Source organism: Vibrio sp. V43_P6S15P86 (assembly GCF_009904725.1).
GTDB classification, from domain to species: domain Bacteria; phylum Pseudomonadota; class Gammaproteobacteria; order Enterobacterales; family Vibrionaceae; genus Vibrio; species Vibrio diabolicus.
Window position 1 is genome coordinate 1 of sequence record NZ_WXWT01000367.1, and the last position, 14413, is coordinate 14413.

General features: G+C 45.1%; 15 protein-coding genes. 3 read left to right on the forward strand and 12 right to left on the reverse strand.

Translation table 11 applies throughout. The annotated features are described in order from the left end of the window. Window positions 1–104 precede the first annotated feature (104 nt). Window positions 105–1364: an amino acid permease gene (locus CAG69_RS16700; RefSeq protein ID WP_161445258.1), complete on the forward strand. Its 1260-nt coding sequence runs from the start codon at window positions 105–107 to the stop codon at window positions 1362–1364. A 206-nt stretch (window positions 1365–1570) separates the two neighbouring features. Further along, complete coding sequence (gene aqpZ, locus CAG69_RS16705) at window positions 1571–2269, forward strand: aquaporin Z (protein ID WP_161445248.1); 699 nt, start codon at window positions 1571–1573, stop codon at window positions 2267–2269. Window positions 2270–2320: 51 nt separating this feature from the next. Here the strand turns inward: aqpZ and recR are convergent, their stop codons facing one another. From recR to CAG69_RS16735, 7 genes are all read right to left on the reverse strand, one after another. Continuing rightward, entirely contained in the window at window positions 2321–2920 is a 600-nt protein-coding gene (gene recR, locus CAG69_RS16710; protein ID WP_031780610.1) for a recombination mediator RecR, read from the reverse strand. Between the two features lie 30 nt (window positions 2921–2950). After that, on the reverse strand, window positions 2951–3280 hold the full coding sequence (locus CAG69_RS16715; RefSeq protein WP_005380618.1) for a YbaB/EbfC family nucleoid-associated protein: 330 nt from the start codon (window positions 3278–3280) through the stop codon (window positions 2951–2953). 82 nt (window positions 3281–3362) lie between these two features. Continuing rightward, complete coding sequence (gene dnaX / locus CAG69_RS16720; protein WP_161445250.1) at window positions 3363–5468, reverse strand: DNA polymerase III subunit gamma/tau; 2106 nt, start codon at window positions 5466–5468, stop codon at window positions 3363–3365. An 8-nt stretch (window positions 5469–5476) separates the two neighbouring features. Then, the gene (gene apt / locus CAG69_RS16725; RefSeq protein ID WP_005380615.1) at window positions 5477–6022 is read right to left on the reverse strand and encodes an adenine phosphoribosyltransferase; all 546 of its coding nucleotides are present in this window, start codon (window positions 6020–6022) and stop codon (window positions 5477–5479) included. 162 nt (window positions 6023–6184) lie between these two features. Beyond that, window positions 6185–6571 (reverse strand): DUF454 family protein, encoded by a 387-nt coding sequence (locus tag CAG69_RS16730; RefSeq protein WP_161445260.1) that lies wholly within the window; start codon window positions 6569–6571, stop codon window positions 6185–6187. 33 nt (window positions 6572–6604) lie between these two features. After that, window positions 6605–6736 (reverse strand): hypothetical protein, encoded by a 132-nt coding sequence (locus CAG69_RS22665; RefSeq protein ID WP_005380608.1) that lies wholly within the window; start codon window positions 6734–6736, stop codon window positions 6605–6607. A 224-nt stretch (window positions 6737–6960) separates the two neighbouring features. Further along, window positions 6961–8067: a response regulator gene (locus tag CAG69_RS16735; protein ID WP_161445252.1), complete on the reverse strand. Its 1107-nt coding sequence runs from the start codon at window positions 8065–8067 to the stop codon at window positions 6961–6963. A 288-nt stretch (window positions 8068–8355) separates the two neighbouring features. On the opposite strand from CAG69_RS16735, the gene CAG69_RS16740 reads away from it, so the two are divergent. After that, entirely contained in the window at window positions 8356–9231 is an 876-nt protein-coding gene (locus CAG69_RS16740; protein WP_005397211.1) for a LysR family transcriptional regulator, read from the forward strand. Between the two features lie 67 nt (window positions 9232–9298). Here the strand turns inward: CAG69_RS16740 and purF are convergent, their stop codons facing one another. From purF to accD, 5 genes are all read right to left on the reverse strand, one after another. Then, window positions 9299–10813, reverse strand: coding sequence for an amidophosphoribosyltransferase (gene purF / locus CAG69_RS16745; protein ID WP_005397209.1), 1515 nt, complete (start codon window positions 10811–10813; stop codon window positions 9299–9301). 36 nt (window positions 10814–10849) lie between these two features. After that, entirely contained in the window at window positions 10850–11341 is a 492-nt protein-coding gene (locus CAG69_RS16750) for a CvpA family protein (protein ID WP_005380590.1), read from the reverse strand. A 61-nt stretch (window positions 11342–11402) separates the two neighbouring features. After that, window positions 11403–11996, reverse strand: a complete 594-nt coding sequence (locus CAG69_RS16755) for an SPOR domain-containing protein (RefSeq protein WP_161445254.1) — start codon at window positions 11994–11996, stop codon at window positions 11403–11405. Between the two features lie 14 nt (window positions 11997–12010). Beyond that, window positions 12011–13273: a bifunctional tetrahydrofolate synthase/dihydrofolate synthase gene (gene folC / locus CAG69_RS16760; RefSeq protein WP_161445256.1), complete on the reverse strand. Its 1263-nt coding sequence runs from the start codon at window positions 13271–13273 to the stop codon at window positions 12011–12013. Between the two features lie 46 nt (window positions 13274–13319). Then, window positions 13320–14246 (reverse strand): acetyl-CoA carboxylase, carboxyltransferase subunit beta, encoded by a 927-nt coding sequence (accD, locus tag CAG69_RS16765; protein WP_005397203.1) that lies wholly within the window; start codon window positions 14244–14246, stop codon window positions 13320–13322. Between the last annotated feature and the right edge of the window lie 167 nt (window positions 14247–14413).

Genomic DNA, 14413 nt, shown 5'->3' on the forward strand with positions numbered 1-14413 from the left:
ATTTGAGAAAAATTCATACTAACAAGAGAAACAATAAGATGAGCGTGACAGCACCTACACAAACCTTACCCATCGGTAAAGAGCCACCGCACGTAAAAGCAGGCATGGCCCTAGACGAGTGGAAAGCCGCGATCAAGTTTGATAGCACAGACTGGGGATGGGTGATCATGAGTATCGGCATGGCAATCGGTGCCGGTATTGTCTTTTTACCAGTAAAAGTAGGCGTACTGAGCCTTTGGGTATTCTTGGCCTCTGCCGTGATCGGCTACCCAGCGATGTACTTGTTCCAACGCCTTTTCATCAACACTCTCTCAAGTTCACCAAAGTGCCAAGATTACGCTGGCGTCATTTCCGGTTACCTTGGTAACAAATGGGGGGCGTTATTAGGTGTGCTCTACTTCATCATGTTGGTAATTTGGGTCTTTGTTTACTCAACAGCTATCAACAATGACTCGGCATCTTTCCTACATAGTTTTGGCATCACGGAAGGTTTATTGTCTGAAAACCCGCTATATGGTCTGGCTTTAGTGTGCGCGCTGGTCGCTATTGCATCTCGTGGTGAAAAGATTTTGTTTAAGGTCAGTACTGGTCTTGTACTGATTAAACTTTGTACCGTTGCATTACTTGGCGTCATGATGATCGAAAAATGGGATGTAGCGAATGTCGGTGCAATTCCAGAAACAGGCGCTGGTTTGAAAGATGCAATTGAGCTACTGCCGTTTACTCTAACGTCTATTCTCTTCATTCAAAGCTTGAGCCCAATGGTGATCTCGTACCGATCAAAAGAAAAATCGATTGAGGTTGCTCGCTTTAAAGCCATGCGCGCAATGAAAATTGCTTTCGGTATCTTGTTTGTGACCGTCTTCTTCTACGCGATTTCCTTTACGCTTGCGATGTCACATGAACAAGCGGTTAAAGCAGCAGAAGAGAACATCTCTGCTCTTGCGATGGTTGCGCAAGGTATGGACGGCACGACGCTAAAACTAATGAGTTTGATGCTGAATATTTTCTCAGTAATGACTGCGTTTTTTGGCGTGTACTTAGGTTTCCGCGATTCTTGCCAAGGTCTAGCGATGCTGGCTCTAAAAAAGGTCATGCCTGAAGATAAGATCAATAAAGACTTAGTTACCAAGGGAATCATTCTCTTTGCGATTCTCATGGCGTGGGGTGCAATTGTATTGAATCTACCAGTTCTGAGCTTTACATCAGTATGTAGCCCTATCTTTGGTTTGATTGGCTGTTTGATTCCAGCTTACCTTGTCTACCAAGTGCCTTCTTTACACAAATACAAAGGCGCGTCGCTTTACTTGATTATTGCGACTGGTATTTTGTTGTGCGTATCACCTTTCGTCGCATTTAGCTAAAACCTACTTTGCCTTGGCTGTTACTCAGGTAGTGATGGCCAAGGCAACCTTAAGATTCAACCTCTCCTCTCCTTGCTTTTCTCTCATCCTTGAGAACTCTTGCCACATACCGTCCTATTTGCAGTCTTTACGCGATCTCCCTCACACTTTATTGACAATTCTCGACTATGTTCAGCGGGTCATTTAAGTAGAAATTAGGAAGTAACATGAACAAGTATTTGGCAGAGGCTTTTGGTACGTTCTGGCTAGTATTGGGCGGCTGCGGTAGCGCAGTGTTGGCTGCAGGTTTCCCAGATGTGGGTATTGGTCTGCTGGGCGTTGCTCTGGCCTTTGGTTTAACCGTTTTAACCATGGCATTTGCAATCGGTCATATTTCAGGTTGTCACTTGAACCCGGCAGTGACGGTTGGTCTTTGGGCTGGCGGTCGTTTTGAGACAAAAGACGTTGCGCCTTACATCATCGCACAAGTGCTCGGCGGGCTGATCGCTGGTGGCATTCTTTATGTCATCGCGACAGGACAAGCTGGATTCGATGTTGTGGGTTCTGGTTTTGCCGCCAATGGTTATGGTGAACACTCGCCGGGTCAGTACTCCATGCTCGCTGCGCTAGTTTCTGAAGTTATAATGACGATGATGTTCCTTATCGTAATCATGGGGGCGACAGACAAACGTGCACCTCAAGGTTTTGCACCTATAGCGATTGGTTTGTGTCTGACTCTTATTCACCTGATCAGCATTCCTGTCACAAACACCTCAGTAAACCCGGCTCGTAGTACAGCAGTCGCAATGTATGTGGGTGACTGGGCAGTTTCTCAATTATGGCTGTTCTGGATTGCGCCTATTTTGGGTGGTGTACTTGGTGCAGTCATCTACAAAAACCTTCTTGGTAAAGAATCGAACGATTAATCGTTCTCAACTCCCAAAATCAAAAAAGCCGCTGAATTCAGCGGCTTTTTATTAAATTCTGTGTCGACCTAACAGCGAGTGTGACAACGTCGTGCCATCGACAAGCTCAAGTTCTCCACCGACAGGCACACCATGCGCGATGCGGCTGGCATCAACTTGGTGTTCTTTACATAGCTCTGCGATGTAATGTGCAGTGGCTTCGCCTTCAACCGTCGGGTTTGTTGCTAAAATCACTTCGGCTATATCACCGCGACGTAAGCGGTAATCAAGCACATCCAGTCCAATATCACTTGGACCAATACCGTCTAGTGGTGACAAATGTCCCATAAGAACAAAGTATCGACCAGAATACTGGCCCGTTGCTTCGACTGCAGCAATGTCTGCCGGGCTTTCTACCACACAAATTTGACCATTTTCTTGGCGTTTTGGGTTAGTACAAATATGACAGACTTCTTCTTCGGTGAAGGTTCGACACTCAGTACAATGACCGATTTCTGTCATTGCCTGGCTAAGCGCATCTGCAAGTTGCAAACCGCCTTTTCTATCGCGCTGTAACAAATGAAAGGCCATACGCTGCGCCGACTTGGGGCCAACCCCAGGTAGACAACGTAAGGCCTCCATCAATTGCTCCAGCATATGACTGGTACGCATTAAAAGTCCGCTTAATTAAATATCAGCAGATTAGAATGGCATTTTCATACCTGGTGGTAGTTGCATACCGCCAGTTACAGAAGCCATTTTCTCTTTTTGAGTTTCTTCAACACGACGGGCCGCATCGTTGAACGCCGCAGCGATCAAATCTTCAAGCATTTCTTTGTCGTCTTCCATCAAACTTTCATCGATGTCAACACGACGTACGCTGTGACTACCAGTGATAGTAACTTTTACTAGGCCAGCACCAGACTCGCCAGTTACTTCCATATTCGCGATTTCTTCTTGAAGCTTTTGCATGCGATCTTGCATTTGCTGGGCTTGCTTCATTAGGTTGCCCATACCGCCTTTACCAAACATGTTTATCTCTCTGGTTTAATGAGGTGTTGCATCAATTAATGGGGTTATACCCTTAGGTTTTCAACCCCATTCCATTCGATTATTAGATAGGGCGCACACTATCTTTATCAAGCTCTGCAGCAAAACGACGTTCAATAAATTGAACATTTGGATCGTTTTCTAAACTGTTCAGCGCTTGCTGTAATTTCTCTTGATAGAGCCTATCTCTAAGTTCAAGTGGTGTTTCTCCACTCTCCCCTATTTCGATGCTCATGTGGCACTCTTCACCTAACACGGTATTAAGTGCTTTAAGCAATTCGGCTTGAGCTCTATCAGTATTCAAATGAGCTTGGCTGCTTCTCAATAATAACGAAACGGTTGTTCCTTCCTTACTATAATGAGAGTTTAGCGCAAGTTGCTCTACCAGCTTAGGGATCTCCATTAAGCTGATTAGCTTCGCCCATTCATCATGTTCTAACGATTCATCGATGAGCTTTTGTGCCATTTCAGGCGTTTTCTCATGCTCAAGTGCCTGCTTGAGCTGCGTAGGTGTCAGTTTTGTATTCACTTTTGTCTCAACAGGCTTGCTTGGACGCCAGCGATACGCTTCCTCAACTTGTGGCTCCGTCGACTTCGGAGCTGAGTTTGGCGACACCTGCGCGGAATTGCCATGCAATTGCGCTACTCGGTCGATAACCGATTCTGGTTGTGCAGATGCCGCTTTAGGCTTTTTTGAGCCACCATTTTGAGGAGTGTTCTGTTGTAGGCCTTGACGCTGAGAGCGTAATTGGTGACGTAAACCGCTTAGACCACCGCGCGCCGGTGTTGAAACGCTCTCTTGCACTTGTTGAGGTGGCGTTTCATGCTGCGGCGCTGGGTTTTCGCTCATCGGCGGCGCCATATCATACTGTGGCGGAACCGTCTCATATCCACTCGCGTGATATTCAGGTTGCGAATTGGATGAAGGTTGAGGCGCCACTTGTGGTGTGCTTTGTGCTGGACTCGGCTGCTGAGTTCGAGGAGCAGCTACAGTCTGAGCTGGTGCAGTCTTTGGTTGACTGGCACTTTGAACTGGGGCTGAAGCTGGTTCGCAGTTACTAGAAACAACATTTGCCCCACTGTTATTTGATGGGCGGAACGCCATCATACGCAGCACAATCATTTCCAGACCGACTCGCCCATTTGGCGAGAGAGTCAAATCTTCACGACCTTTCAATGCAATTTGGTAGTAAAGCTGAACGTCTTGCGGGCTTAGTGCTTTACTCAACAACTCGATTTTTTCTGCATCTGGCTGCGCTCGGTCTAGCGACGCTGGCAGCGCTTGATACATCGCAATTCGATGAAGCTGTGTTGCGACTTGCTGCAACAAACCATCCCACTCAACACCATTTGCTGCTAATTGCTGGATTTTATCCATGGCTTGTTGAGGTTGCTTGCTGCTGATTGACTCCAGTAAGTGAATCGCTTGGTCGGTATCAATCGTCCCCAACATGTGGCTGACAATATCAGTTTGCACCGCACCGTTACCTAAAGCAATTGCTTGATCGGTCAAGCTGAGAGCATCACGCATACTGCCATCTGCAGCATGTGAAATCATACCCAGTGCTTTTGGTTCTGCCGATACTTGCTCTTGACCCAAAATGTAGTCAAGTTGCTGATGAATATCATCAACGCTGATCGGTTTGAGATGGAACTGTAGACAACGCGACAATATAGTAACAGGCAGCTTTTGTGGATCGGTTGTCGCGAGTAAGAACTTCACATACTCTGGCGGCTCTTCCAGGGTTTTCAACAACGCATTGAAAGAGTGACGCGATAGCATGTGTACCTCATCGATGAGGTACACTTTAAACCGTCCACGAGCAGGTTTGTATTGAACGTTGTCTAACAGTTCGCGAGTGTCTTCAACTTTAGTACGTGATGCCGCGTCGATTTCAAGAAGATCGACAAAGCGACCTTCATCAATTTCACGACAAGTATCGCACTTACCACAAGGTGTCGCGGTAATACCGGTTTCGCAGTTCAAGCCTTTGGCAAACAACCTACCGATACTCGTTTTACCCACACCACGAGTCCCGCTGAACAGATAAGCATGGTGTAAACGGTTTTGCGCCAGTGCATTTTCCAACGCCGTCAGGACATGTTTTTGTCCGACAACTTGGTCAAACTGATTAGGACGCCATTTTCGCGCTAAAGCTAAATAACTCATTGAATGTATTAATGTCCTTCAAAATCGCAAATGCTGTATACGTTTAGACCTAGTGCTTCTAAACGTTTATCACCACCGATTTCTGGTAGGTTGATAACGAACGCAGCGTGCTCAACTTCACCACCCAGTTGGCGAATCAGCTTAGTCGTCGCTTCAATAGTGCCGCCCGTTGCCAATAAATCGTCGACAACCAGTACTTTGTCGCCTTCAACGATGGCATCTGTATGGATTTCTAGTGTATCCACGCCGTATTCAAGCTCATAAGATTGAGCAACAGTAGGACGTGGTAGCTTGCCTGGTTTACGTACTGGTACAAAACCAACACCTAGCTCAAGCGCTAAAGGCGCACCAAATAAAAAGCCACGAGCTTCCGTACCCACAACCTTGGTAAAGCCCATATCTTTGTAACGTTCAACAAGAAGGTTGATCGTCGCTTGGTATGCTTTTGCGTCTTCAAGAAGGCTCGTTACATCACGAAATAGAATGCCTGGCTTTGGGTAGTCTTGGATGCTTTTGATGCTAGATTTGATCAGTGAAATTGTTTCTGTAGTCATAATACCGATTTACTTAGATTGGCTCATCGCCCTCTCTAATCGCAGTATCACGAGGGCAACGAACAATAGGTTTTCACCACTATGTGCTTATTTTCGTAACAGTCACAGGCGCTGAAAATACAAACGCCCACTCGAAGAGCGGGCACACTATTCTCTACAATCTTAGTGATTTTCTTCTCTGTCAGCAACCAACTCAATCACAGGCAGACGTATAAACCAGCCGAGTAAAACGATTAGCATCACTAAAAGACCAATTTTTACCCAAACAAGGGGAACAACGACGATTGAAACAATGAAACTAAGTGCAATAAAAATGGCGCCACGCTGCTTTACTTTTGAAGTAACAGCCCGGTGCTTATGCCAATTATCGAGAATCGGCCCAAACGTTTTGTGGTTATGTAGCCAATGATGAAATGTGGGGCTACCACGCATAAAACATGCACTAGCAAGTAGAATGAAAGGAGTGGTGGGTAAAAGCGGAAGGGCTATGCCGGCAATGCCGAGCACAATACAGAGTCCACCAACGGTATTGAAAAAGTAACGCTTAATACGAATGGTGAACTCCGGTACAAAATAGCTAGATTAAAAGCCTGCGTAACCATTCATTACACGAAGCCAGGTTAGCGTTGCAGGTAGTGTTGGAATTAAAAGTACTGCAATGAAACCTAAAAAGTAAAAAATATTATAAGGCTCTTTAAAATCTTTGTCTGCCATGATGTATCTTCTCACTAGTTGACTTTGCTTCTCCCAAGGCACAGCGTTAAATTATCGTTGCACAAATGGGTCATTATTGTTTTAAGCGTTGACTATACCTTAAACAGCCAAATCTAAACACCAGCAAAAAGTAAGGTTATTGTTCGAGCATTTGTTGTTTTTTGTGGTTCTAAAAAGACAATAAGCAGCGCCAAGACGCTGCTTATTGTGTTATGAAGTCAGAATTATACCAGTCGTGATTTCCGGGCAATATTTAAGCTAAAACTTGAAGAACCTAAACAACCAATGGATAACTGACCAGCAACACCTAGCGGTAAATCTCGGGTTATGAAGTTTTTCATACTTCCTCCCCCTAAACAGTTACCTGCCGCGATATGTTGATTCGTATTTCCGTCAGACCAATGGCTATCTAAACCCGCAGGCAGGATAGAAACGGAGGACGAAGCCAGATCAGCAACACCAAATACAGCATTAACCGCACCAGCGCACTCTGAACACTCGATTCCTTTTTCAATGATCCCTACCATATCCTTCAGATCAGCACTGAAACTCTTCAAATTACGCAGGTAATCGTCAAACAAGGCCCTAACAAGCAATGTCGTCGCGACACCATCATTACTCTGGGAAGCAGAGTCAACGAGATAGAACGCAAATTGCCCATTCATTAACCAACGATAATCGAACACCAGTGGCATAACGTCCGTCGATTGCAATAAACGGTATGAGCAGCGCCAATCACCTTGAGAAGCATCTTTCTCTGGCAATAGAGCATGCAGTAAATCTCTTGCAGCACTCGGGTTCTGCTGCAAATACTCTAGATGCCAGTGAAGCTCTTGCTCATCTGGGATTTCGCCACCGTCATCGACTCGGAACCACTGACTTGAAAAGTCTCGCTGTTCTGAGAAATGGCTATCGGTATCTTCGAGCGTATTGTCTATCGCCTGAGATAGGTGCTCATAATTACCTATCGGTTTAGGAAGAAAATCTTTAATACCAAATCGCAACGCTTTCGCGACATCGGACATTTCATCCGTGCCGGATACCACGATAAGCGGCAAGTATGGATATTCAAGACTGACTTCTTCGACGAATTCAATGCCATCTAATACCGGCATCGATAAATCACACAAGATAAGATCGGGTTGGCATTCCCTGAGTTGTTGAAGCGCCTCTAGGCCGTTTTCAGCTTCTACTACTTTAAAACCCTGACTTTCTAAATAAGCATTGGTTACTTTACGAAATATTGGATCATCATCCACCAACATAATTAGTTTTTGATTAACCACTTCCTGTGCCGAGACCATTGCCGTTTGACTGTGAGTCTTAAACATACCTTTACACCTCACAAAGCTAAGTCAAAAAACAGATTTATTATTAAGTCATTATTTTTGTTGTGTTTACATCCGGCGAAACGTTGCGCAGCAAGACTTGAGGCCGTTCCGCCTTGTTATAAAACGTAGCTTGAAAACGGCGTTTATACAAATATTACGGGGTATAACAGTATTTACTCAAACAGGGTTGCTGTGTTCAAATGATGCAACATGTTGACTTAAAGCAAGCTTTGATCACAAAGTTAATTATAAATTAGCCGTAATCGGTAATTTAATGTGTCTGGAAATATGAAATTAGATGACTTAAACCTGTTTCGACTGGTTGTCGAAAATGGGAGCTACACCGCAACTTCGCGAAAAACCATGATCCCGGTTGCGACCATCACCCGACGCATTCAAGCGCTAGAAGACTCTGTCAATCTTCGACTGTTGAACCGTCACGCTCGCAAACTCTCGCTTACAGAAGCCGGGGAACGTTTTTACCATGAGTGCTCTCCTTTGCTACAAAGGCTAACCACGGCAGCAGAGGAAATCACTGACGACTGCCGAGGAGCATCAGGCAAGATTAAGATATCGGCGCCTTATAACTTAACTAAGCGCATGATGATGCCGATGTTCAACAGCTTTATGAAGCAGTATCCGGACATCAATATCGAACTAACGACAGAAAATAATGCAGACAAGCTTGACCCGACTGAATGGGATGTCATTTTTCGAGTGGGGCCCCAACGTGATTCTAGCCTGATCGCACGCAAGATTGGCGAAGTGAAGGATATTCTTGTCGCAAGTCCTGACTACCTTGCCTCGAATCCGGCACCAAACCACGCAGAAGAGCTCTCTAACCATTCATTGCTAAAAGGCTACCCTCTTATCAAGTGGACCTTAATTAATAGCAAAGGCGAGTCTGTCGTAAACGTTGATCGTGGTCGCTTTCAGGCGAATGCACTAAATGTAGTACGCAGTGCTTGTTCCGAAGGTTTAGGCATCACGCTAATGCCAGATGTCATGATCAAAGAATACATCGAAAGCGGCGATTTGGTACGCATACTGCCAGATTGGAGTGCAAACCCGCGCGACATTTATATGCTTTACAACCACAAAGATCACCTGCCAGAGAAAGTTCGTCTCTTTATCGACTTTGTGATCGCTTACAACATTCACTAATTCGATAGCGAATACAAAAAACCAGAGCCGGAGCTCTGGTTTTTTTTACGCCTCAAGAAAACGCCTATTATGCGCCTTCGTTATGCAGCTCTAGGTTTGCTAAATCCTGTTGGATTTCAAGTTGTGTTTTCGCATCATCGTTACGAAGACCATCTAAGAAGTCTAGGTATTGTTGGTCAATATCACCCGTTACGTATTCGCCGTTAAACACGGATGTATCGAACTGAGTAATATCTTGGTTTCCAAGACCGACTGCCTCAACCAAGTCTTCTAGACGTTGATAAATCAATGCATCAGCACCAATCTGCTTACAAATTGTATCGTTGTCACGGCCATGAGCAATGAGCTCGGTAGCACTTGGCATATCAATGCCGTACACGTTCGGGAATCGAACTTCTGGTGCTGCTGATACCATGTACACTTTCTTCGCACCAGAATCACGTGCCATTTCGATGATTTGTTCTGACGTAGTACCACGAACGATAGAGTCATCCACCAGCAACACATTCTTATCTTTGAACTCCGAACGAATTGCATTCAACTTGCGACGTACAGATTTCTTACGTTGTTGCTGACCAGGCATGATAAACGTACGCCCCACGTAACGGTTTTTCACGAAGCCTTGGCGGTAAGGGATATCGATCGCTTGAGCGATTTGAAGTGCGATGTCGCACGATGTTTCAGGAATAGGAATAACGACATCAATATCAAGATTTGCGTAGTCTTCACGAATACGTTCGCCTAACTTTTTACCCATTTCAACGCGAGCACTGTATACCGAAATTTTATCGATGAACGAGTCTGGACGAGCAAAATACACGAACTCAAAAATACAAGGGTTCAGCTTAGGATTGTCTGCACACTGCTTCGTGTACAGTTCACCGTCAAACGTTGCGTAGATCGCCTCACCAGGTGCAACATCACGAACAAAATCAAAACCGACGGCATCCAATGCTACCGATTCAGACGCAACCATGTACTCCGCTCTGCCATTAACTTCACGCTTACCTAAACACAGCGGGCGAATACCGTGTGGGTCACGAAACGCAATCATACCATGACCGATAATCATGGCAGTCACAGCGTAAGCACCACGAATTGTGCGATGCACATTGGTGACTGCGCGGAATACGTCTTCTGTCGTGACATTTCCTTTTACTGAGTCAATTTCGTGTGCCAGTACATTTAGTAATACTTCGGAGTCTGAAGTGGTATTGATATGACGGCGATCTTTTTCAAACAGCTTTTGACGAACTTCGTTAGCGTTGGTCAAGTTGCCATTGTGGGCAAGTGTAATACCGAAAGGAGAGTTTACGTAGAAAGGTTGAGCTTCTGAAGCGCTTGAGCTGCCTGCTGTTGGGTAACGAACATGACCAATTCCGACCTCGCCTTGCAGGCGCTGCATATGTCTTGCTTCAAATACATCCTTGACTAAACCGTTCGCCTTGCGCAGACGAAAACGATTGCTTTCTATGGTACAAATACCAGCGGCATCTTGGCCACGATGCTGTAACACCGTTAACGCGTCATAAATAGACTGGTTTACAGGCGTTGTGCCCACGATTCCAACAATACCACACATGTCCTAATCCTCGATTTGCGACAGTAGCTGGCACTACTAGATAGTGCCAGACAGAAAACTTGATGTTGCTTGTAAATGCTCGAAGAATGGGGCGATGATACGGCTGAACTCAGGGATCAACTGTGAATCTTTCCACCAATCCGAGCTTGGGAATGCAGTAAACGCATCCATAAAAAACAGCACCGCAGAAACAATTAAGACTCCGCGTAGACCACCAAATACAATCCCAAGAATTCGGTCCGTACCTGATAGCCCTGTTTTTTGTACCAGTTGACCAATGACATAATTCACCACTGCACCAACTACCAAGGTCGCGACAAATAAAGCCGCAATCGCCGCTCCGTTACGAAACATGTCATCTTCGATGTTGGTGAAGTACACCGCCAATTTGGCGTAGTAGTTGCTGGAGATAAAAAACGCTCCAAACCAAATCACCAAAGACAAAGCTTCTTTAGCAAAACCGCGAACTAAACTGATCAGAGCTGAAAATCCGATCACACCTAAAATGATAAAATCTATCCAATTCATGTTTTCTTCATCTTAAGTTGGCGCGCATTTTAACAGAAAAAATGCTGACGCAAACGTTTTCTTATGGATTTAATGGCTTAAATTTAAGCAATTGACCTTTTGAGCCTGTAATTTTTTGTAATTCCTTGACTTGTCGTTCAAGTTTACTTTTTGACACATCAGGACCAACAATCACTCTCGTAAACTCGTTTTCTTTCTTTGTATGAGCTTGATAGCCACGCTTTTGCAAATCAGCGACAAGCGCGACCGCATTTTCGTGATTCTTAAGCGCCATCAACTGAATGATCCAAGCAGAATCTTCATATTGATTTTTTTCTTGCACAGGACGAGTGGCCACCTCAACTTGCTCTGGCTGTTTGATGACCTCTGGTTTAGGCGCCGGCGTTGGGTCAGGCTCAGAAGCAGCCACTTGGGCGCCCTCTTGCTCCTGCACCACCGCTTCAACTGGAGAGTCCGGTAACGCTATGTCGTCTTCCACTGGCTCTAATATTTCGAAGTTTTCCACATCACTATCAAGTTCAGGTTTGATAGGAATACTGGCAAATTCTTCTTTGTAGTGCAGTTTCTTACCATCTAGCACATCGGGAAGAACAATCACTCCGACTGCGACTAGAATGATGGTGCCGACTAAACGACTTTGGAATTTACTTGCCATCAAAATACCTTTGCTTATTTATTCTTTGATTGCCAATGTTCCAATACCTCTCCGACAGTATGGAATGAACCAACCACCAGAATGACGTCTTCTTGCTTTGCGTGGCTTCTTGCATTCTCAAAGGCGTCAACAGGGTTTTCAAAATGAACTTGCCCATCGGGTAAGTATTGGCACAACTCTCCAGCAGTCGCCGCTCTCGGTCCGGTTAGCGACGCTGGATACCATTGTGTTGCAATTGGAGTTAGCGCTTCAATGGTTGCTTTAATGTCTTTGTCATGCAGCATCGCGACCACAATATGGATATTCTTACCCAAATATTGGTGCTTCACTTTCTCTACCAAATACTCAGCAGAGTGCGGGTTGTGCGCGACATCAAGGATTATCTCTGGCTCGAGATGCAATATCTGCATGCGCCCTGCCAGGCGAGCATTATTCAAGCCATTGACAATGTTTATGTCAGTGATTTGCAATTCCGATGCTCCTAACGCCATCAATGCTGTTGCCGCATTTTGTAGCGGTAACGATGGAACAGGTAAATCCTCTAACGCAAATGCACCACTGCTCCACTTCCAACCATTATTAGTTAGTTGGTAATCATACTGAATACCAACTTGGAAGAACTCAGAGCCAATATCGTCAGCATGAGCTGCCACGGTCGCCGGTGGCGTTGGTTGACCACAAATTGCTGGCTTCCCTGGACGGTAAATGCCTGCCTTTTCAAAACCAATGACATTGATGTCATCGCCAAGCCAATCCACATGATCGATCGCTAAGCTCGTAATAACAGAAACATCATGGTCAACAACGTTGGTGGCGTCTAGACGGCCGCCAAGTCCTACTTCAAGCAACACAACGTCGACTTTCTCTACTTGGAAAATACGTAGCGCAGCAAGCGTACCGAATTCAAAGAGGCTAAAGCTGATATCACCACGCTGCTTTTCTACATAGTCGAATGCTTCACAGTGCTTTGCATCTACAACGTCGACGCCATTAATACGTACACGCTCGTTGTAACGAATCAGGTGCGGAGAGCTGTAAACACCGACGGAATAGCCAGCATCGAGTAAAATGGCTTCCATTAACGCACACGTTGAACCTTTGCCATTGGTGCCGGCAACGGTGATTACGGTTGGAGCTGGTTTGGTAAGATTGGCTTTGTTTGCTACCGCTTGGACACGGTCTAAGCCTAGATCAATTGCTGAGGAATGAATATTTGCTAAATAATCAAGCCACATCTCTAATGAAGATGTGGCTTGAGGAATTGGGTTTTGGGTCATCTAACTTTAACCATTAAATTCTTTGGTTTTTATGTTAGTTGATACTTTACCCTTTTTCGTCCGCTTCTGGTACAGAATATGGTTCTTCATTTGGAGATTCGTTAACCGAAACCACCAAAGGAGACTTGTGGTTAGTCATCTTAGCGATTAGACCACCCACACGCTGACGCATTTCACGACGGTCAACGATCATATCAATCGCACCGTGATCAAGCAGGAACTCACTACGCTGGAAACCTTCAGGAAGATCTTCACGTACAGTTTGCTCGATAACACGACGACCAGCAAAGCCAATCAGCGCCTTAGGTTCACCGATGTTGATATCACCCAACATAGCCAAACTTGCTGATACACCACCCATTGTAGGGTCAGTTAGAACCGAAATAAACGGCAGACCTTTTTCTGATAGACGCTCAAGCGCAGCACTGGTTTTTGCCATTTGCATAAGAGACATCAATGCCTCTTGCATACGAGCGCCACCACTTGCTGAGAAACAAACAAGTGCACAATTGTTTTCAATTGCTGCATCCACCGCTTTTACAAAGCGAGCACCAACAACTGACCCCATTGAACCGCCCATAAAGGAGAATTCAAACGCACACGCCACAAGCGGTAGACCAAGCAGTTCACCTTGCATCACAACTAGCGCATCTTTCTCTCCGCTGTTTTTTTGTGCTGCAGAGATACGCTCTTTGTATCGCTTAGAATCTTTAAATTTCAGTTTATCCTGTGGCTCAAGTTCGGTACCTAATTCAACTCGATTACCTTCATCTAAAAACGTTTCCAAACGACGACGCGCTTTCATGCGCATGTGATGGTTACACTTTGGACAAACTTCTAGGTTACGCTCTAGTTCAGCATGGTATAAAACCTGTTCACAAGAGGTACATTTAGTCCACACACCTTCTGGGATAGAAGCTTTGCGTGAACTTACTAGGTTGCTTTTCTCTAAAATCTTTTCAAGCCAACTCATGGAAGACCTTTTCTCTCAACTCTTCCGCTTCATTGCGAAAGATATAAATTCGACATAATACCGACGGATTAAACCATATCTTGCAGCTACTGTAGATAAAAAACTGGTTGTACCTATTTTTGATATCATAAATAGCGTATGTTTTCCGCTCACGTTCAATGTAAACA

What these genes read in the sequence shown, in the direction of transcription:
- CAG69_RS16740 (WP_005397211.1), top strand. Translation starts at nt 8,356, where the DNA reads ATGAAATTAGATGACTTAAACCTGTTTCGACTGGTTGTCGAAAATGGG.
- apt (WP_005380615.1), bottom strand. Translation starts at nt 6,022, where the DNA reads ATGACTACAGAAACAATTTCACTGATCAAATCTAGCATCAAAAGCATC.
- purF (WP_005397209.1), bottom strand. Translation starts at nt 10,813, where the DNA reads ATGTGTGGTATTGTTGGAATCGTGGGCACAACGCCTGTAAACCAGTCT.
- CAG69_RS16735 (WP_161445252.1), bottom strand. Translation starts at nt 8,067, where the DNA reads ATGTTTAAGACTCACAGTCAAACGGCAATGGTCTCGGCACAGGAAGTG.
- CAG69_RS16755 (WP_161445254.1), bottom strand. Translation starts at nt 11,996, where the DNA reads ATGGCAAGTAAATTCCAAAGTCGTTTAGTCGGCACCATCATTCTAGTC.
- dnaX (WP_161445250.1), bottom strand. Translation starts at nt 5,468, where the DNA reads ATGAGTTATTTAGCTTTAGCGCGAAAATGGCGTCCTAATCAGTTTGAC.
- CAG69_RS16700 (WP_161445258.1), top strand. Translation starts at nt 105, where the DNA reads ATGGCCCTAGACGAGTGGAAAGCCGCGATCAAGTTTGATAGCACAGAC.
- folC (WP_161445256.1), bottom strand. Translation starts at nt 13,273, where the DNA reads ATGACCCAAAACCCAATTCCTCAAGCCACATCTTCATTAGAGATGTGG.
- CAG69_RS16750 (WP_005380590.1), bottom strand. Translation starts at nt 11,341, where the DNA reads ATGAATTGGATAGATTTTATCATTTTAGGTGTGATCGGATTTTCAGCT.
- CAG69_RS16715 (WP_005380618.1), bottom strand. Translation starts at nt 3,280, where the DNA reads ATGTTTGGTAAAGGCGGTATGGGCAACCTAATGAAGCAAGCCCAGCAA.
- recR (WP_031780610.1), bottom strand. Translation starts at nt 2,920, where the DNA reads ATGCGTACCAGTCATATGCTGGAGCAATTGATGGAGGCCTTACGTTGT.
- CAG69_RS22665 (WP_005380608.1), bottom strand. Translation starts at nt 6,736, where the DNA reads ATGGCAGACAAAGATTTTAAAGAGCCTTATAATATTTTTTACTTTTTA.
- aqpZ (WP_161445248.1), top strand. Translation starts at nt 1,571, where the DNA reads ATGAACAAGTATTTGGCAGAGGCTTTTGGTACGTTCTGGCTAGTATTG.
- accD (WP_005397203.1), bottom strand. Translation starts at nt 14,246, where the DNA reads ATGAGTTGGCTTGAAAAGATTTTAGAGAAAAGCAACCTAGTAAGTTCA.